General features: G+C 68.6%; 14 protein-coding genes and 2 riboswitches. Of the genes, 4 read left to right on the forward strand and 10 right to left on the reverse strand.

What is annotated here, in order from left to right; translation table 11 throughout:
* Nucleotides 1-32: 32 nt before the first annotated feature.
* Both IEX71_RS01845 and IEX71_RS01850 read right to left on the reverse strand, forming a co-directional pair.
* Entirely contained in the window at nt 33-1,034 is a 1,002-nt protein-coding gene (locus IEX71_RS01845) for a phosphotransferase enzyme family protein (protein ID WP_188835253.1), read from the reverse strand.
* Nucleotides 1,035-1,194: 160 nt separating this feature from the next.
* Entirely contained in the window at nt 1,195-1,923 is a 729-nt protein-coding gene (locus IEX71_RS01850) for a LysM peptidoglycan-binding domain-containing protein (RefSeq protein WP_188835254.1), read from the reverse strand.
* A gap of 4 nt (nt 1,924-1,927) precedes the next feature.
* Nucleotides 1,928-2,069, reverse strand: a riboswitch (cyclic di-AMP (ydaO/yuaA leader).
* Between the two features lie 367 nt (nt 2,070-2,436).
* Here IEX71_RS01850 and IEX71_RS01855 point away from each other — a divergent pair.
* The gene (locus IEX71_RS01855) at nt 2,437-3,348 is read left to right on the forward strand and encodes an endonuclease/exonuclease/phosphatase family protein (protein WP_188835255.1); all 912 of its coding nucleotides are present in this window, start codon (nt 2,437-2,439) and stop codon (nt 3,346-3,348) included.
* Nucleotides 3,349-3,416: 68 nt separating this feature from the next.
* Here IEX71_RS01855 and IEX71_RS01860 read toward each other — a convergent pair whose 3' ends face one another.
* Nucleotides 3,417-4,805, reverse strand: coding sequence for an aminotransferase class V-fold PLP-dependent enzyme (locus IEX71_RS01860; protein WP_229749379.1), 1,389 nt, complete (start codon nt 4,803-4,805; stop codon nt 3,417-3,419).
* 48 nt (nt 4,806-4,853) lie between these two features.
* A riboswitch (SAM riboswitch) is annotated at nt 4,854-4,966 on the reverse strand.
* Between the two features lie 135 nt (nt 4,967-5,101).
* Here IEX71_RS01860 and IEX71_RS01865 point away from each other — a divergent pair.
* Both IEX71_RS01865 and IEX71_RS01870 read left to right on the forward strand, forming a co-directional pair.
* On the forward strand, nt 5,102-7,882 hold the full coding sequence (locus IEX71_RS01865; protein ID WP_444542662.1) for an FtsK/SpoIIIE family DNA translocase: 2,781 nt from the start codon (nt 5,102-5,104) through the stop codon (nt 7,880-7,882).
* Between the two features lie 114 nt (nt 7,883-7,996).
* Complete coding sequence (locus tag IEX71_RS01870) at nt 7,997-8,815, forward strand: hypothetical protein (protein ID WP_188835256.1); 819 nt, start codon at nt 7,997-7,999, stop codon at nt 8,813-8,815.
* A gap of 75 nt (nt 8,816-8,890) precedes the next feature.
* Here the strand turns inward: IEX71_RS01870 and IEX71_RS01875 are convergent, their stop codons facing one another.
* The 6 genes from IEX71_RS01875 to kdpF are packed head-to-tail and all read right to left on the reverse strand — an operon-like array spanning nt 8,891 to nt 16,522.
* Complete coding sequence (locus IEX71_RS01875; protein WP_188835257.1) at nt 8,891-9,568, reverse strand: response regulator transcription factor; 678 nt, start codon at nt 9,566-9,568, stop codon at nt 8,891-8,893.
* The gene (locus IEX71_RS01880) at nt 9,565-12,087 is read right to left on the reverse strand and encodes an ATP-binding protein (RefSeq protein ID WP_188835258.1); all 2,523 of its coding nucleotides are present in this window, start codon (nt 12,085-12,087) and stop codon (nt 9,565-9,567) included. Before IEX71_RS01880 ends, IEX71_RS01875 begins: the two co-directional genes overlap by 4 nt.
* A gap of 54 nt (nt 12,088-12,141) precedes the next feature.
* Nucleotides 12,142-12,723, reverse strand: a complete 582-nt coding sequence (gene kdpC, locus IEX71_RS01885; protein ID WP_188835259.1) for a potassium-transporting ATPase subunit KdpC — start codon at nt 12,721-12,723, stop codon at nt 12,142-12,144.
* Between the two features lie 6 nt (nt 12,724-12,729).
* Nucleotides 12,730-14,793, reverse strand: coding sequence for a potassium-transporting ATPase subunit KdpB (gene kdpB, locus IEX71_RS01890; protein ID WP_188835260.1), 2,064 nt, complete (start codon nt 14,791-14,793; stop codon nt 12,730-12,732).
* Nucleotides 14,790-16,436 carry a potassium-transporting ATPase subunit KdpA gene (gene kdpA, locus IEX71_RS01895; protein WP_188835261.1) on the reverse strand — a complete coding sequence of 549 codons (1,647 nt, stop codon included), beginning with the start codon at nt 16,434-16,436 and terminating at the stop codon, nt 14,790-14,792. The genes kdpB and kdpA overlap by 4 nt, the downstream gene beginning before the upstream one ends.
* A complete protein-coding gene (gene kdpF, locus IEX71_RS22790; protein WP_188835836.1) occupies nt 16,436-16,522 on the reverse strand; it encodes a K(+)-transporting ATPase subunit F in 87 nt (28 codons plus the stop codon). Before kdpF ends, kdpA begins: the two co-directional genes overlap by 1 nt.
* A 486-nt stretch (nt 16,523-17,008) precedes the next feature.
* Here kdpF and IEX71_RS01905 point away from each other — a divergent pair, with 486 nt between their 5' ends.
* On the forward strand, nt 17,009-17,989 hold the full coding sequence (locus IEX71_RS01905; RefSeq protein WP_229749380.1) for a PDDEXK family nuclease: 981 nt from the start codon (nt 17,009-17,011) through the stop codon (nt 17,987-17,989).
* Between the two features lie 351 nt (nt 17,990-18,340).
* Here the strand turns inward: IEX71_RS01905 and IEX71_RS01910 are convergent, their stop codons facing one another.
* Complete coding sequence (locus IEX71_RS01910; RefSeq protein ID WP_188835262.1) at nt 18,341-19,540, reverse strand: dipeptidase; 1,200 nt, start codon at nt 19,538-19,540, stop codon at nt 18,341-18,343.
* Nucleotides 19,541-19,588 lie beyond the last annotated feature (48 nt).

Genomic DNA, 19,588 nt, shown 5'->3' on the forward strand with positions numbered 1-19,588 from the left:
GTTTCCGGCGACATAGTGACGACAGTAGGGATCTATTCGGCGCCGGTCGTGACGGCTGGCAATTCCAGCGCCTGCCGTGCCGCGTCGCCCCAGCCGGTGGGGTCGTCGCCGTCCGGGATCATCGCGAGCGAGATCCACAGCACGAGCGTGTCCCACCAGGCGGCTTCGGCCGGCGTCAGGCGACATACCGACTGATAGCCGGCGAGGAACTCGGCGCGCACCTCGGCCGTGACCGGGCCCCAGTCGTCGAACTTCGTACCCAACAGCACCGCCGAGCGGGCAAGCTCCGCGATGCGGTGCTCGGGGCACGCCTCCTCGAAGTCCAGGACGGCGGTTACCGTCGATCCGGTGACCAGGACGTTCGCTGCGCGGAAGTCGCCGTGCACGAGCTGGGTCGGAAGCGGATCCGCGGGCGCGACCGCCAGCCGTTGCCGTAGGACGTCAACTGCCTTCCGGGGTGCCCGCGGGTGGTCCGACCCGAGCCAGTCGCTGATCTGTTTGTCCAACGTCTCCGCCGGGGGCGTGAGCTCCGTGAGACGTTGACCGTCGGGGTATGACGACAGCGCCTCGTGCAACCGGGCGAGCACGGCTCCGGCGGCTCGTACCTGGTCCGGCGACGTGACGTCCAGCAACTCTCCGTCGATCTCCCGTTGCAGGCCGAGCGAGACGCCGTCGACCTCAACCTGATGTCGACCGTCGAGCGTTTGGGCCGGTGCGGAGACGGGCTGTCCGCGCCGATCCAGCCACGCGGTCATCTCCGCGAGTGCGGCAAGGCGGTCGAATCGATGCGTCGCGATCGACCACTTGGCGACCCGGCGCCCGTGCGGCGTGTGGAACCAGACCAGTGCGTTGTTGAAGCTCATGGTGATGCGCTCGCAGGGCCCGGCCTGGATGCCCCAGTGTTGTTCGACGGTGCGGGACACCCAGTCGGCCGCGGCTGCGGCGTCGGCGAAGTCGAACCGCTCGGCCAGCACCGTCCCCGGGTTGTCCGGCTCCCACAACATCTCGATTCTCGGAGGAGCGGACTTCGTCATACGAGCAGCATCGCCGAGATGTGAGTCGCTGCCGTTCTGACGCACCGGAGGCGACAACAACTCATATCTCGGCGGGTATGACGGAAGCCCCGGCCCACCAGATGGTGGACCGGGGCTTCCGGGGTTGTCAGCGCCGTGAGGCTGCTGACGGACGATCAGATCAGGCCGGCAGGTTCAGGTGCTGGCCGACGAAGATCAGGTTGGCGTTGTTCACGGTGCCCTTGTTGGCCGCGAACAGCGCCTGCCAGCCGCCCTTGACCTGGTAGGTCTGGGCGAGCTCGCTCAGGGTGTCACCGGACTTGACGGTGACGGTCTTGCCCGAGAGGGCGACCTTCGGCGCGGTGTAGACCTTCTTGGGCGCCGTGTAGGTCTTCTTCGGAGCGGTGTAGGTCTGCTTGGGCGCCTGCGCGCGCTCGTTGGAACGCGACACCTTCGGCGCGGTGTAGGTCTTCTTCGGAGCCTGGTAGGTCTTCTGCGGGGCCGGCTTGGGGGCCGGGGCCGGGTTCACGTTCGGCGAACCGCCACCGCGGGTCAGACCCGCACGCACCGAGCAGACCGGCCAAGCGCCGGGGCCCTGCGAAGCGAGCACCTTCTCGGCGACCGAGATCTGGGCCGACTTGCTCGCCAGGTTGGCGTTCGAGGCGTAAGCGCCACCGCCGTAAGCGATCCAGGTCGAGTGGGTGAACTGCAGGCCACCGTAGAAACCGTTACCGGTGTTGATCGCCCAGTTGCCACCGCTCTCGCAGGCGGCGACGCGGTCCCAGGTGGAAACCGACGCGGCGTGTGCGTCACCAGCGGTGGCGACGCCGGCAGCGGCCAGAGCTGCAGCGGCGGCAACCCCGATGCCGACGATGCGGGTCTTGGTCTGAGTGTTCTTGCTGAGGTCCATTGATTCCTCTCCTGACGTGCGCATACGGGGTTAGCTGTCGGGTCGGGCTGTCAGGTGCCCGGCAAGCCGTTTTTGGCCTGCTCTCACCCCAAGGCCGCTGTCGCGACCGAAATGGGTTCCCCATCCTCGTTGTGCCTCCGGGACCATCCCGGATCTTGGTGGCCGCCCAACGAGGTTGTGCGCAGCGGTCCACAGGCAGGCGAAAACGTGCTGGGTTGCGCGTTTTCGTTGATGGAAGGTTCTTCGCCAGGGGGACGAAATTTCAACCACCGAACGTCGAAGGTACGTGGTCCGGACGCGATTTCCAAGTCGAACGTGACCATTTCGTGACTTTTTTTGGAAGTGTCGCGAGGGTCACACGAAATCGTGTTGCTTGCGTCACACCAGTCACGCCGATCGCGTGGTCGTCGCACCGGCGGCGTAGGTGAGAATGCGCCTGTGCCACAAGACCGTTCAGACAGACGCCTCCGCCGGCGGATCGAGGCGAGGACTGCGACCTGGTGGGTGCTCGTCGTGCTGCAGGTATTGATCGGTCTGGGCGTGGCGGTGCGGTGGCTGGACGCGACCTGGCAGGTGCCTATCGTGCAGGCGTTCTTCCCCGTCATCGGTATGGCGGCGGTGGCTATGTTCGTGCTGGTCGCGGCGCTGCGCTATCGCGTGCTGGGACTCTGCGCGCTGCTCGTGGCCGTCCCACCCCTCGTGCTCGGTATGACGTCGCTGCACAGTGACACCGTGGCGGCCGGGCCGCACGACGAGGTCGTGATGACGATCAACCTCGAGTACGGACACGCCGACCCGGCACGGGTCGTCGCGGCCGCCCGCGAGCGCCGGGTCGACACGCTGGTGCTCGAGGAGTGCACACCGAGCGAGTTGCGGGCGCTGCGCCGGCACGGACTGGACGACCTGCTGCCGCACCAGGCGGGCAGCGCGGGACCGGGCCTCACGGGGACACTGGTGCGCAGCACTCATCGGGTCCGGCTCGTGGCGGAGCACTCGGCCGGCCGGTTCGCCGGCAGTCCCGACATACAGGTGGTGACTGCGCAGGGCGACTATCGGCTGCGTGCCGTGCACACGCCGGCGCCGTTGCCGGACATCGTCGGCGACTGGCGGTCCGCGCTGCGGTCGCTGACTGCCTGGCGCGATCGACTTCCTGACGATCAGCGACTGGTGCTGGCCGGCGACTTCAACGCGTCATCGGCGATGCCCGGCTACCGGAAACTCGCCGACGGACTGACCGACAGCAGCCGGGCGACCGGGTCCGGCTGGCAGCGCACCTGGCCGCACGGCACCTGGTTGCCACCGTTCGTGCAGCTGGACCACGTGTTGAGCCGCGGGTTCGCCGTGGTCGCCGACGGGACGGTGCCCATCGCGGGCACCGATCACCTCGGCTACTGGGCGCGGCTGCGGATGCAGCGGGCCGAGTAGCGCGGAGCGAGGACGCGGAGCCAGGATTTGAAAGCGAGAAGTTGGAAGCAGGAAATGGAAGCCAGCAGTCACCAGGGGAGTGGTTCGCTGAGGTCCCGCGGATCGGCGGGGGCGGACCAGCCCTCGTCGGTGTGCACGTAGGACAGCGCCGGGCCGTGCTCGACGAGCCGTCGTACGGCGGCGACGAGACGGTCGACGTGCTCGCCCGTGGTCGCCAGGCCGAGGCTCGCACGTACCGCGGACGCGCCGACCCCGACCGCCGCGTCGCACAGCAGGTGCGCGCAGAAGCGACCGTCCCGGACGGCGATGGCGTCCTCGTCGGCGAGTACCTGCGAGACCAGCGACGGGTCATAGCCATCGACCGTGAACGTGACGACACCGACGTTCGGCCGGTCGCCGAGGACCTCGACGACCCGTACGCCGTCGATCGCGGCCAGGCCGGACCTCAACCTCGAGTAGAGGTGTGACTCGTGCGCACCGATGCTCGCGCGGTACGCCCGCAGCGTGGCGCAGGCCGCAGCGATCGCGATCGCGCCCACCGCGTTCGGTGTGCCGCCCTCGTGGCGCGCCGGGCCGGTCTGCCACCGGGTGCCGTCGTGCGAGACCCGGGCTGTGGCGCCACCCGCCGGCAGGTAGGGACCGGCAGCATCCAGCCAGTCGCTGCGTCCGGCGAGCACTCCTGCGCCATACGGGGCATAGAGCTTGTGTCCGGAGAACGCGATCCAGTCGACGTCGAGTGCTGCGAGGTCGATCGCCACGTGCGGCGCGTACTGAGCGCCGTCCAGGACCGTTCGTGCCCCGAACTCCTTCGCCACGGCGACGAGCTCGGCCACCGGCCAGATCTCGCCGGTGACGTTGCATGCACCGGTGATGACGACCAGCCGGTCGCCTGCGGGGGACTGCGCGAGAGCGCTGCGCAGCAACTCGATGGCGTGTTGTGCGCTGTTCGGCACCGGGAGCCGGGTGGTGCCGGCGTCGCGCCAGGGGAGGAGGGCGGCGTGGTGCGCCGACTCCCAGGCGAAGACCTGGGTGCCTTCCGGCAGACAATGCGCCAGCAGCCGCAGCGCGTCCGTGGTGTTGCGGGTGAAGATGACCTCGTCGTCGGGGCGCGCACCGACGAAATTCGCGACCTCGTCCCGCGCGGCCTCGAACCAGCCGGTGGTGACGCGGCTGGCGTAGCCCGCACCACGATGCACGGAACCGTAGCGACGCTGGGCGCGCTCGGCCGCCTCCGCGACGGCGGTCAGCGCCGGGGTGGTCGCGCCGTGGTCGAAGTTCGCGTAGTCGGTGACCGTGCGGTGCACGGTCGGCACGCCGAGGTCCGCGGAGACCGTGGTCGGCAGGCCGTCCGTTGTGGTGCGACGGTGGCTGCCTGCGACTGTGGGCACGATGCGCCGCCGGGTGCGTGTGTTGTCCTGCGGGGAGTCGATCTGAGTGTCGATGCTGATGGTGCTCAACTGGCGCTCCTTGGCCGATCAGGGATCGACGAGGGCACGTGCTGAGCCGATCCGCGCTTGCCGACGCGTTGTCGCGACGGCCCGGTCGTCACCCGGAGCACCCCACCGCGGTGGAGGGTTGCCGCTCAGCAAGCCGGGGCTTGTCGCTGAGACTCATGACCTGCCCGCAAGCGTAACGGAACCTCGCAGCCGTGGGCCAGCACCGTCCGCTTTCTGGAACGTCGCCGACCGGCGTGTCGCGGCGCCGGCGGCGTGTTTCACCTGGGGCTGGAGTGACTCTCGCGTACGGTGTTTTCGTGGCTACCCGTCCGTCTACGTCGACAACGACCGCGCGCGCGTCCCGGAGCAAGACCGGGACGAAGGCGACCGGTTCGCGCTCCCGTCCCGCGTCCGGGCGCACCTCGACCCGCCCGCCCGCCAAAAAGGCGACGGGTGCGAAGGCGCGGGCCGGCGGCAAGCCGGCCGGTGGCGGGCTGCCGTTCCCGCTGCGTGCCGCTCGCGGCACCTGGATGGGTGTCGCGCACGTCGCGGGTGGTGCCGCCCGCCGGGTCGGGCACTCCGCCCGGGACCTCGAGCCGGAGTTGCGTCGCGACGGTCTCGGCTTCGCACTGATCGCCGCAGCAGTCGTCATCGCCGCCCGTGAATGGTGGGGGCTGACCGGGACGGCGGGTGACGTCATACACGCGATCGTCGCCGGCACGTTCGGTCTCGGCGCTCTCGTGCTCCCGCTGGTGCTCGTCCTGATCGGGGTGCACCTGATGCGCTCGCCGCGCGGCGACCAGGGGACCAACCGGGTGATGGTCGGGCTCGCGCTCTTCGCGATCGCGGTCTGCGGCGTCACGAGCATCGCCAAGGACATACCCCAGCCGAGCGACACCGACGCGCTGCGCGGTGCCGGCGGCATCATCGGCTTCCTGGCCAGCAGCCCGTTGGTCGCTGCGGTGCACACCATCGGTGCGATGGCTCTGCTGCTGATCCTGGGCTTCTTCAGCGTGTTGGTGATGACCGCGACGCCAGTGACGATGATCCCCGAGCGCCTGGCGATGCTGCGTGTCCGGCTCTTCGAGCACGGCGGGTCGTATGACGAGGACGACGACACCGTCGACGCCGTCGCGCAGGACCTGCACGGCGACCAGATCGACGGTGGCAAGCGCAAGCGCCGCCGCAAGGCCACCAAGGACGACAGCAACGATCCGGCCCTGGACGGCGACGAGCCCTTCGAGCAGGCGGCGACGGTCGTGCCGCGTCGGACCAAGGGCGGACGCGTCTTGCGCCCCGGTGAGAAAGACCCGAGCAAGGACGGTCCGAGCGACGGAAAGGTCTACGACGTCAACGCGGACGGCGCGGGCGACTCGTCGGCGAACGCCACGAAGAGCCGCGGCACACCGGGCGACACGTCCGCGATGCCGCTGCCCGGCACGACCGGCACGCCACCGGAGTCGATCGCCGTCGCGCCGGGCCTGCAGGCGCCGCCGACCACACCGCTGCCGCAGCGGGTCGAGCAACTCCAGCTGGCGGGCGACGTCACCTACACACTGCCGGGCAACGAGTTGCTGAAGCCGGGCACGCCGCCGAAGGCGCGGTCGGCCGCCAACGACCGGGTCGTCGAAGCACTCACCGACACCATGAACTCCTTCGGCGTCGACGCCCAGGTGACCGGATTCAGCCGTGGCCCGACGGTCACGCGCTACGAGGTGGAGCTCGGCCAGGGCACCAAGGTCGAGCGGGTCACCGCACTGTCCAAGAACATCGCGTATGCCGTCGCGTCGGCCGATGTGCGCATCCTGTCGCCGATCCCGGGCAAGTCGGCGATCGGTATCGAGATCCCCAACACCGACCGCGAGAAGGTCAGCCTGGGCGACGTGCTGCGCAGCGGTGCGGCGCGTGGCAACGAGCATCCGATGGTGATGGGCGTCGGCAAGGACGTCGAGGGCGGTTACGTCGTCGCCAACCTGGCCAAGATGCCGCACCTGCTGGTGGCCGGTGCGACCGGCGCCGGCAAGTCGTCCTTCGTCAACTCGATGATCACCTCGATCATGATGCGGTCCACACCGGATGAGGTGCGGATGGTGCTGGTCGACCCCAAGCGCGTCGAACTGACCGGCTACGAAGGCATTCCGCACCTGATCACGCCGATCATCACCAACCCGAAGAAGGCCGCGGAGGCCTTGCAGTGGGTCGTCCGTGAGATGGACACCCGGTATGACGACCTGGCCGCCTTCGGCTTCAAGCACGTCGACGACTTCAACAAAGCGGTGCGCGCCGGCAAGGTGACACCGCCTCCGGGTTCGGAGCGGGTCATGCAGACCTACCCCTACCTGCTGGTGATCGTCGACGAGCTCGCCGACCTGATGATGGTCGCGCCGCGCGACGTCGAGGAATCGATCGTGCGCATCACCCAGCTCGCCCGAGCCGCCGGCATCCACCTGGTGCTGGCCACGCAGCGACCCTCGGTGGACGTCGTCACCGGTCTGATCAAGGCCAACGTGCCCAGCCGGCTGGCGTTCGCGACCTCGTCGCTGGCCGACTCCCGGGTCGTGCTCGACCAGCCCGGTGCCGAGAAGCTGATCGGCCAGGGGGACGCGCTGTTCCTGCCGATGGGTGCTTCCAAGCCGATGCGTGTGCAGGGCGCCTGGGTCACCGAGACCGAGGTGCAGGAGGTCGTCGCCCACGTCAAGGGGCAGCTGAAGCCCAACTACCGCGACGACGTGGCTGTCACGGCTCCGAAGAAGGACATCGACGAGGACATCGGCGACGACCTCGATCTGCTGTTGCAGGCCGCCGAGCTCGTTGTCAACAGCCAGTTCGGGTCCACGTCGATGCTGCAGCGCAAGCTGCGAGTCGGCTTCGCCAAGGCGGGCCGGCTGATGGACCTGATGGAGAGCCGCGGCATCGTCGGCCCGTCCGAAGGCTCGAAGGCGCGCGACGTGCTGGTCAAGCCCGACGACCTGCCGACGACGCTTGCGCTGTTGCGTGGCGACGACCCGCCTGCGGCGGAGCAGCCGTATGACGCCGCGGCGGACGGCGACACCGGCGACAGCGAGGACGCGTGGCAACTCACCGACCGGCGGGAGTGACAGCAGTCCCGGGGGCGTCGACCATGTTGCGCCGGTGGCGGCCCACCTGATGGGTTTGACCCTGGCCCGTTTCCAGCTGAAGCCGAACGACGCCGAACACGCGGAAGGCGAACGATGACCGACGACGAGAACGACCGCACACAGGAGATCCGCCGGGACGGGGACCGTTACTCGTCCCCGGACCAGGGTGGCTCCGCCGGCCCGGAGCCCCGTCGGGGTGGGCGCGACGACACCGCTGTCTTCGACGCACCGGCAGGTGGTGCTCCCTCGGCCGGTCCCTTTGCGCAGGGCGCGCGCCCGGCGCCCGGTCCACAGGACCCGGGTCGTCCGCCGCAACAGGCGGGTGCCTATCCACCGGCCGGTGGCGGTTACCGGCCGCCCCCGCAGGCCCAGTCGTATGGCGCGCCGATGGTCCCGACGGATCGAGGTTCCGGTGGCTTCCCGGCAGCGATCATCGCAGCGGTGGTCGCGACCCTGCTCGCCGTGGCCACCTCGTTCGGCGCCTACCAGATCCTGAAGGAGCACTCGAGCATCGACAGCCGGAAGGTGCCCGGCTTCGTGACCTATCGCATGAACATGCTGCCCTGGCCGTCCGGCCGCGGGGGCGACCTGACCACGGCCTTCGTGGTCGGAGCGCTGATCGTGCTGGTGGTGACGTTGCTGCTGATGATGGCCTCGGCGATGTCGACCCGGGCAGGCAACGGCGGTTTCGCGCTCTTCCTCGCCGCGTGGATGGCGACGGTGCTCGCCGGTGCCATCGCCGAGCCGGTCGTCGGCGTGATCGCGCGGCAGGGTTCCTATCCCACCGGTATGTGGCAGAACGACATCAGCAACGGAGTGTTGTGGGGTGTGCTGTTCGGTTGGATCGCCGCGTTGGTGCTGCTGATCGTGCACGCCATGCGTCGCAAGGGCGGCGCGGGCAGAGTTGCCTGACAGTCGCTTCGCGCCTGACCGGCAACTTTGCCCACATCCGTACCTGCTCTATTTCTGACTAACGGCACTAGCCGGTCACACGCTGAGGCGGTACCCCTGGCCCGGGTCGGTGAGCAGATAGCGCGGCCGGGCGGGTTCCGGCTCGAGCTTGCGGCGCAGGCCCGCGACATACACCCGCAGGTAGTGCGTGTCCTTCTCGTAGCCCGGGCCCCACACCTCCCGCAGGAGATCGGCCTGGCTGACCAGATGCCCGGGCTGGATCGCCAAGGTTTCCAACACATGCCACTCGGTCGGCGTCAGTTTGATGGGCGCGCCGTCGCGCTGCGCGACGCGGTCGGCGAAGTCGAGGGAGAAGTCGGCGGTGCGGACCGGCTGTGCGCGCGGGGTCGCGACGGTTCGGCGGCGTATGGCGGCGCGTACGCGCGCGAGCAACTCGTCCATGCCGAACGGTTTGGTGACATAGTCGTCCGCTCCCTCGTCGAGTGCCTCGACCTTGTCATCCGAGTCGTGCCGTGCCGACAGCACGATGATCGGCAGGTCGCTGGTGCGACGGACCCGCCGGATCACCTCAACGCCGTCGAGGTCGGGCAGGCCGAGGTCGAGGACGACCACGTCGGGGGCATCCTCGGCGATGCTCTGCAGCGCGGTGCGCCCGTCGAAAGCATGCTGCACGCTGTAGTCGCGGGCGCGCAGGTTGATGCTGAGCGTGCGCACCAGGGCGGGTTCGTCGTCGACCACCAGCACCTTGATCATCGGGTCGCTCCTCGGGTGCTGTCGGTGTCGGCCGTGACGGGCAGTCGCACACACATCGTCAGACCGCCGGCCGGGGTGTCCTCGGCGTCCAGTGTGCCGTCCATCGCCTCGGTGAGGCCCTTGGAGACCGCCAGCCCCAGGCCGACGCCGTTGCCGCGAGGACTGTCGCCATACCGCTGGAAGGGCGCGAAGATGCCGGTGCGTTCCGACTGGGGCACGCCGGGACCACGGTCGACGACACGCAGCTCGACCCATTCACCCAGTCGTTCGCCGGTGAGCACGACCTCCTGGCGGCCCGGCGAATAGCGCAGCGAGTTCTCCAACAGGTTGGCCAGCACGCGTTCGGCGAGGCCAGGGTCGGCCAGGCAACTGAGGCTCGGGTCGGGCAGCCAGGTGCGCACTCGTTCAGGTGTGCTCAGCGAGTGCCTGGTGACCGCGAACAGGTCGGCGACGAGTATGTCGTCGGTGCGTGCGGTGATGTTGCCGGATTGGATCCGGGACATGTCGAGCAGATTCTCGATCAACCCGTCGAGTCGATCTGTCGCACCTTCAACAGTTTCGAGCAGTTCGCGCTGATCGGCGGGTGACAGCTGTATGTCGGTGCTGCGCAGGCTGGACACGCCGGCCTTGATCGCCGACAGGGGAGTGCGCAGGTCGTGCGAGACCGCCGCGAGCAGCGCGGCCCGCGATCGGTTGTCCTTCGCGAGCCCGGCCGCTGCGGCGGCCTGTCGGGCGAGTTCGTTGCGATGGAGGATCGCGGCCGCGACGCTTGCGTAGGCCTCCATCAGCCGTTGCCGACCGGCATCGACCACGTCGCCCTGCAGCACCAGTTGGTGCTCGTCGTCGATCGGTGCCCTGCTGAGCCGGGCATCGAGATCGGTTAGGGGGACGTCACCGCTGACGACGACGACCTGCCCGGGTACGCCGGTACGGGTCGTCCGGACGATCGCCGCGCCCGCCGTCGAGAAGATGTCACGAGCCTGCTCCAGCAACTCGGGCAAGGGGTCCTTGACCGCGAGCAGCGAGTGCGTCAGCTCCGCAAGGACTCGCGAATCATATTCCGCTGCAACGGATTGCGCCGTGCGGCGCGCGGCGAGATGCACCACGGAGGCGACGGATGCGGCGACCACGAGAAAGAGCACCAGCGCGGCGACGTTCTGCGGTTGGTTGATCGTCAATGCACCGGTCGGGGGAGCGAAGAACCAGTTGAGCACCAAACTGGCCAGCACCGCCGCCGCCAGGCCGGACCAGATGCCGCCGACGATGGCGGTCACGACGGTGAACGCTAGGTAGATCAGCACGACGAGGGGCAGCGCGTGCCAGTGCCCGGTCGCGTTGAGCAGGGTGGTGAGCAGTGCGAGGCCGACGGTGGCGAGCAACCAGCCGGCGATCTCGCGTTGTCGTCCGACACCTCCCCAGCTGATCGCAGGTCGTTTGCCGCTGTGCGCGAGGTCGTGCGTCACCATGAGCACGTCGATGTCGCCGGACCCGTCGACAACGGTGTCCCCGACGCCGCGGCCGAAGATCCGTTGTAGGCGGGTCCGCCGAGACGCTCCGATGATGATCTGCGAGGCGTTGATGCCGCGGGCGAACTCCAGGATCGCCTCGCCCACGTCGGACCCTGTCACCGTGTGCATCGTGCCGCCCAGCTCGGCCACCAGTTGCCTTGTGGCTGTGGCGGATTCGGGCGGGACGTCGCGCAGTCCCGTGTCGGGCACGACCTGCACGGCATACAGCTCACCGCCGGCGCCGCGCGCAGTGATGCGCGCGCCTCGTCGCAGCAGGGTCTCCTGCTCCGGACCGCCGGTGAGGGCGACGACGATGCGTTCGCGCACCGGCCACGTGGACGCGATGTCGTGGTCGTCGCGATAACGGGCGAGCGCCTCGTCGACCCGGTCGGCGGTCCACAACAGCGCGAGCTCGCGCAACGCCGACAGGTTGCCGGCACGGAAGTAGTTCGCCAGTGCGGCGTCGACGCGCTCGGCGGGGTAGACATGCCCGTGGGCCAGCCTTCGGCGCAGGGCCTCGGGCGCCATGTCGACGAGCTCGATCTGGTCGGCCGCCCGGACGACGGCGTCCGGCACGGTCTCCTGCTGACGGATGCCGGTGATCTGGAAGACGGCGTCGTTCAACGACTCCAGGTGTTGCACGTTGACCGTCGAGAGGACGTCGATGCCCGCCTCGAGCAGCCGGTCCAGGTCCTCCCAGCGACGCTGATGCGGACCGGACACCCTCCGGTGTGCGAGCTCGTCCACCAGGACCACATCCGGCCGGCGACGCAGGACCGCATCGACGTCGAGCTCGTGAAGTGTGGTGCCGCCGTGCCGGATCTCCTGCGGTGGGACGGTTTCCAGTCCCTCGAGCTGCTCAGCGGTGTAGCTGCGATCGTGGGTCTCGACGATGCCGACGACGACGTCGGTGCCGCGTTGCCGCCGGCGGTGTGCCTCCTGCAGCATCTTGACGGTCTTGCCCACCCCGGGGGCAGCACCGAGGTAGATGCGAAGTCGGCCGCGCGTCATACGACGATTGTCCCGTGGCGGGTCCGGCGCGTTGCGGTGGGCGCTCATCGGCCGTCACTTCTCACCGGTGTGCCGCAGCAGCGACAGGTTGAGCCGCAGGACGTCGACCCGCGGTTCGCCGAGAAATCCTGCGGCGCGGCCGGTGGTGGCGGCGTCGATCAGGCGCTGCACGGTGCCGACCGGGAGCCCGCGCGTCGCGGCCACGGTTCGTGCCTGCAACCGCGCGTATGCCGGGGAGATGTCCGGATCCAGGCCACTGGCGCTCATGGTGAGCGCGTCGGGCGGCGGCGTGCCACCGAAGCGAGACAGCGCGTTCCGGCGTGCGGAGACTGCGGCTCGCTGCCGTTCGTCGCTCGCGGCGAGGTTGGATCCGCCGCTGGCGTCACCGGAGTAGTCGGTGGCCGACGGGCGGCCGTGGAACCACTGGGGGCCGGTGAAGCGCTGGCCGATGAGCGAGGAGCCGATGACCCGGCCGTCGTGGCGTATCAGCGATCCGGTCGCCTGGTCGTGGAAGGCGACGCGTCCGACGCCCCAGACCGCTGCCGGATAGAGCACACCGAGCAGCACGGTCAGGACGAGGAAGACGCGCAGTGCAGCCAGTGTCTGGCGGCCGACGGTCAGCGAGGAGGTTGCCATCTGAGGTCACATCCCGGGGAGGAGTTGTACGAGGAGGTCGATGAGTTTGATCCCGATGAACGGGGCGATGACCCCGCCGAGTCCGTAGACCAGGATGTTGCGGGCGAGGAGTTGGTCCGCGCGCAGCGGCCGGTAGCGAACTCCCTTGAGGGACAACGGGATGAGCGCCACGATGATCAGGGCGTTGAAGATGACCGCGGACAGGATCGCCGAGTTCGACGAGTGCAGGCCCATGATGTTCAGCGCCGACAGTCCGGGGTGGCTCGCGACGAACATCGCAGGGATGATCGCGAAGTACTTCGCCAGGTCGTTGGCGATGGAGAAGGTCGTGAGCGCCCCTCGGGTGATGAGCAGTTGCTTGCCGATCGCGACGATGTCGATGAGCTTGGTCGGATCCGAGTCGAGGTCGACCATGTTGCCGGCCTCCTTGGCGGCGGAGGTGCCGGTGTTCATCGCGACGCCGACATCCGCCTGCGCCAGCGCCGGGGCGTCGTTGGTGCCGTCGCCGGTCATGGCGACCAGTCGCCCGCCTTCCTGCTCGCTCTTGATGAGGCGCATCTTGTCCTCGGGGGTCGCCTCGGCCAAGAAGTCGTCGACACCGGCTTCATCGGCGATCGCCTTGGCAGTCAACGGATTGTCGCCGGTGATCATCACGGTCCGGATGCCCATGTTGCGCAACTGCGCGAAGCGTTCGGTCATGCCGGGCTTGACCACGTCCTTGAGATGTATGACACCGACGGCATCGATCGGAGCGCCGGTCGCCCCGGCCGCGACCACGAGGGGAGTGCCGCCGGCGGCGGAGATGCGGTCGGCGACGGCCGACGCCTCGTCCGCGCCGGACCCGCCCGAATCGCGCACCAGGCGGCATACCGAAGCTGCCGCACCCTTGCGCAACTGTGTGCCGTCCGCGAGGTCGAGGCCGCTCATCCGGGTCTGCGCGGTGAACGGAACGACCACCGCGTCGGAAGGAGTATCCATCGTCATACCAAGGCGTTCCGCGGTCCAGGTGACGATCGAGCGACCCTCCGGTGTCTCGTCGGCGAGCGATGACAGATGAGCGAGACGATGCACCGCGTTCACGTCGTTGCGTCCGACAGCGACGACGTCGGCGGCCTGGCGGTTGCCGAGGGTGATGGTGCCGGTCTTGTCCAGCAGCAGGGTCGACACGTCGCCGGCGGCCTCGACGGCGCGACCGGACATGGCGAGTACGTTCCGTTGCACCAGCCGGTCCATGCCGGCGATGCCGATCGCGGACAGGAGCGCACCGATCGTCGTCGGGATGAGGCAGACGAGGAGCGCGGCGAGCACCAGCACGCTCGGTCGTTGGCCCGACCAGCCGGCGAACGGCGGGATCGTGCTGACCGCGAGCAGGAAGATGATCGTCAGGACGGTGAGCAGGATGCCGAGGGCGATCTCGTTCGGGGTCTTCTGGCGTTCGGCACCTTCGACCAGGGCGATCATCCGGTCGATGAAAGTCTCGCCCGGCTTCGCCGTGATCTGTATGACGATGCGATCCGACAGGACGGTGGTGCCTCCGGTGACCGCGCACCGATCGCCGCCCGCCTCGCGAACCACTGGGGCGGACTCGCCGGTGATGGCCGATTCATCAACGGTGGCAATGCCTTCCACGACATCACCGTCGCCCGGGATCACCTGACCGGCCTCGACCACCACGTGATCGCCCAGCCGCAGGTCGGCTGCCGCGATCTCCTCCTCGCCGGCAGGGGTGAGCCGCCGCGCCGTGGCCGTGGCACGGGTCCTGCGCAGGCTGTCGGCCTGCGCCTTACCGCGGCCCTCGGCGACGGATTCGGCCAGGTTCGCGAACAGGATGGTCGCCCAGAGCCAGATCGCGACGAGCCAGGCGAACCACGACGGGTGCACACCTGCCAGCACGGTCGTGAGGGCGGCGCTGACCCAGACCACGAAGAGCACGGGCTGGTGCCACAACCGGCGTGGATCGAGCTTGGCGGCGGCGCCGGGCAGGGCCGGGCCGAATTGCCGCCAGAGGGAGGATCCAGCGGGCTCCTTCGGCATGGATTGCGTTGTGGGAGAGGCGAGTTGCACGGTCATGACAGAGCCTCCGCGAGGGGTCCGAGGGCGAGCACGGGTAGGAAGGTGAGGCCGGTGACCAGGAGGGCCACCCCGACCATCAGCCCGGCGAAGAGCGGCGTGTGCGTCGGCATCGTGCCGTCGGTGGTGGGTCGCCGATGTTGTGCGGCGAAGGAGCCGGCGAGGGCCAGCACGGCGATGATCGGCAAAAAGCGGCCGAGCAGCATGCAGGCGCCGAGGGTCAGGTTGAGATAGGGCTGGTCGGCACTCAGTCCGCCGAACGCGGAGCCGTTGTTGTTCGACGCCGACGCGTAGGCGTAGAGGATTTCGGTGAGGCCGTGTGGTCCGGTCGCGAGGATGGCCCCCTTGGCGCCCGACACCAGCAGCGCTGCCCCGGTGCCCAGCAGGACGAGCGCGGGCGTGGTGATCGAGTAGAGCGCGGCATACGTGATCTCCTTGCGCCCCACCTGTTTTCCGAGGATCTCCGGTGTGCGGCCGACCATCAGTCCGGCGATGAAGACCGCGAGGATCGCGACGACAAGGGCGCCATACAGGCCGGAGCCGACGCCTCCGGGACCCACTTCGCCGAGAAGCATGTTGGTCAGTGCGCCGCCACCGCCGATCGGGCTGAACGACTCGTGCCACGAGTCGACGGCACCGGTGGAGGTGGCGGTGGTCGAGGTGGCGAACAACGCCGACGACCACACGCCGAAGCGGACTTCCTTGCCCTCCATGGCACCCGTCGGGGAGCCGGCCGCGGCCTGCTCTGCCCACGTGATGACGACCAGCATCGAGGTCCAGAGGAAGGCCATGAAACCCAGCACGGCATACCCCTGACGCTTGTCGCCGACCAGCCGGCCGTAGGCACGCGGCAGCGAGAACGGGATCATGAGGATGAGGAAGATCTCGACGAGGTTGGTGAAGCCGTTGGGGTTCTCGAACGGGTGCGCCGAGTTGGCGTTGAAGAAGCCGCCGCCGTTGGTGCCCAGCAACTTGATCGCCTCCTGACTCGACACCAGACCTGACTCGATGGTCTGGTGGCCGCCGGTGATCGTCTCGACGACCTGCGGCGCCGCCAGATCCTGTATGACGCCACCGGCCAGCAGCAGCACGGCTCCGAGGAACGCGATGGGCAACAGGAGGCGGACGGTCGCACGGGTGAGGTCGACCCAGAAGTTGCCGAGCAGCCCGGTGCGGCGCGCTACCAGGCCACGGATGAGCGCCACGGCCACTGCGATGCCGACCGCTGCCGACACGAAGTTCTGCACCGCCAGACCGAGCGTCTGGACGAGCGCGCTCGCTCCGGACTCGCCGGCGTAGCTCTGCCAGTTGGTGTTGGTGACGAAGGAGATCGCGGTGTTGATCGCGGTGTGCCAGTCCATGGTGGCGCCACGATCGAGGGGGAGTCGGCCCTGCCAGGTGCAGAGCGCCCAGAGTGCGACGACACTGACGCCGGAGAAGGCGAGCACCGAGACGGCATATCGCGACCAGCGTTGCTGCGACTGCGGATTGACGCCACTCAGGCGGTAGAACGCCCGCTCGACCGCGAGGTCCTTGTCGCTGCTGAAGACCCGTGCGATGTAGTCGCCCAGCGGCACGTGCACCGCCGCCAGCGCCGCCACCAGGACGGCGACGGTCAGCAGCCCGCTCGCTTGCTCGCTCATCAGAACTTGTCCGGACGGACGAGGGCGTACACGAGGTAGGCCAGGAGTGCGAAGGCGACGACCCCCGCGACGAGATATTCGGTCATATCTGTCAGGGTTCGCCGGTCGGTGGACCGATTCCGCGGCGTTGATGCGGTTTTTGCGGGCCTTGACGCGTTTTTGACGGGCCGGTCGGCACGGCGTTATGGGCATAACCAGGTCCTGCAGAGTGCGGTGGAGCGCACTGTGTGCAGGACCACGGCCATGTGCCGGCAACGATCGTTTTGCGCCCTGCAGGAGGTGCAGTTGGGCGCACTCTTCGCTGGTCCGAAGTGGGCGAGCGTGGAGATGTCCGGTTAGGGCCAGCAGGAAGTGCGGTGGGACGCACCTGTTGCTGGTCGCGACTGTGCGTTATCCGGTGCTTGGGGTCTCGGGGCCCGCAGATGGTGCGGAGGACGCGGCGCACGATCGGCAGGACGCCGCAACGTAGCTGCGAAGTCAGCCGCATCCACATCTGCCCGGCAACGGCCCGGTTGTCCACAGCTCCAGCGGTTTTCGCCCCGAGCCAGTGTTGCGGCACGGACGCTTGTGCGGTGAGCAACGAAGCGGCAAGCACTGTCCACGTCGTCGTCGGTCGGCCGCGGGTGTACGGCGCGGATCGGCGTGCGATCGCCCGTGAACTCGCCGCCGCGCATGGGGGAGTGGTGCATCGGCTGGCGCTGGCCGAGCACGGGATCGATCGGTTCGCGGTCCGGAACGAGGTTGCCGCCGGGCGGTGGTTCAAGGTCGGCCGCCATACGGTGGCGATTCACTCGCCGGAGCTGAACGAAACAGCGCGCTGGTGGCGAGCAGTGTGGGAGAGCGGGTCGGGTGCTCGACTGGATGGAGTGAGCGCGCTCGAGGCGAGCGGGATGACGGGTTATCACGCTTCGGTGATCGACGTGACGGTGCCGAAGTCGAGTCACACGCATGCGGTTGAGCGCGTTCGCCTGCATCTTCCACGGGTGCCGGCGCCGGTGGTCGGAGCCGGGATCAGGAAGGTCGCTCCTGACATAGCGACGATTCACGCCGCACAGTGGGCGGCTACGGACCGGCAGGCTGCGCTGGTCATCTGTATGCCGCTGCAGCAACGACTCACCACGCCGTCGCGGTTGCAGTTGGCATGGCACGGCGTCCAGCGTTCGGCACGACGGAAGCTGCTCGATGGTGTCATCGGCGATGTCGCGGACGGCGCACACTCACTGGGCGAACTCGACTTCACTCGGATGGCGCGCCGGGTCGGACTGCCGCCGCCCAGTCACCAGTCTCTGCGTGACGGACCGGACAGTCGGGTCTATCTGGACGTGTCGTGGGACGACGTCGGACTGGTCGTCGAGATCGACGGCGGACACCATGCGCTCGCGCTCAACCCGATCGATGACGCTTTGCGGCAGAACGATCGCGTCACGGCGGGCGAACGCGTGTTGCGGGTGCCCGTGATCGGTCTTCGATTGCTCCCGCAGAAGTTCATGCAGCAGGTGCGGCATACCTATGACGTGCTGCGCGCCGAGGCCAGCCGTCCGAGGATGCGCTGAACTCCGGCGACCGTCCAGATGCGCAATGCACCTCGCTGCCGCGTCTCAGTTCGAAGCGTGCGGTTCCCGGATACCGACCTGGGAACCGTGGCGAGGCGGAGTTCCAGCTGGCCGTGCACAAAGCGAATGGGTCCCGGCTGCTGACCTGCCCAACGTGCGGAAGACGCGTCGCACGATCTGCCGGGCAGAGATGCTGTTTCGGGCGGCCACTGTTCTGGGACCAGCAGGATGTGCGGTGGAGCGCACGTGCTGCTGGTCCCAACTGGGCAGGCGTGGAGATGTCCGGTTGGGGCCAGCAGGACGTGCGGTCAGGCGCACTCTTGGCATAACGGGCATGCGCAGACGGCGCGATCAGCCGTCGAGTTCCTCGATGGTGGCGACACTCGGGCCACGGGTCTGCTGCAGGTCCCGCGCGACGGCTTCGGCATCCCGCAGCACGCGCAGCACATTGCCGCCGGCGACCTTCGCCAGGTCCTCGTCGGACCAGCCGAGGTCGGCCAGCGCCGCGAAGACCTTCGGGTATGACGAGACGTCGCCCATGCCTTCCGGCAGCACCGTCACGCCGTCGTAGTCCCCGCCGACTCCGAGGTGATCGATGCCGGCGACCTCACGGATGTGCACGAAGTGCGCCACGACGTCGTCGAGGGTCGCGACCGGCATCGGGTGCCGGTCCGCCCATTGCTCGGAGAACTTCTGGAACGAGGTGACGTCCGTGGGGACGACGCCGGCGTCCCGCGCGGCCTCGCCCGCATCGACCCGCCACTGGGCGCACGCCGGCGACACGAACGCCGGCACGAAGGTCGACATGATCACGCCGTTCTTGTCGCGCAGCGTCTCGAGCACGTCATCGGGTGCATTGCGTGGGGAGTCGCACACCGCGCGGGCGGAGGAATGGCTGAAGATCACCGGTGACTCCGAGACCGCCAGCGCCGCGCGCATGGTGTCGGCGCTGACGTGCGACAGGTCGACGAGCATGCCGATGCGGTTCATCTCGCGCACCACTTCGACGCCGAACCGCGACAGCCCGTCGTGCACCGGCTCGTCGGTCGCGGAGTCGGCCCACGGGTTGTTGTCGTTGTGCGTCAGGGTCATGTAACGCACGCCCAGCACGTAGAGCATCCGCAGCGTCGCCAACGAACTGTCGATCGACTGTCCGCCCTCGGCGCCCAGCAGCGACGCGATCCGCCCGGAGGTGAAGACCGACTCCACCTCGTCGGCCGTGCGCGCGAGTCCGAAGGTCTCGGGCCAGCGGCCGATCATCTGGTGTACGGCGTCGATCTGCTCGAGCGTCTGGGTGACAGCCTCACTGCCGGGCTGATTGGACGGCACGTAGACCGACCAGAACTGCCCACCGAGGCAGCCCTCGCGCAGCCGCTTGATGTCGGTGTGGGTGCGATCGGCGGTGCCGGCGGCAAGATCCAGCTTGTCGAAGTCGTAGCGCACCAGATCACGGGCTTCCCACGGCAGGTCGTTGTGCCCGTCGATCAGCGGATGCTTCGCGAGAACGGCGCGGACGCGGTCAAGGGTGGGGGAGGTGTCGGTGTTCGCCATACTCGCCATCCCATCATGAAGCCACCCCGAAAGATCACGGGTTCTCTG

The organism is Flexivirga endophytica (assembly GCF_014640635.1).
GTDB lineage: Bacteria > Actinomycetota > Actinomycetes > Actinomycetales > Dermatophilaceae > Flexivirga > Flexivirga endophytica.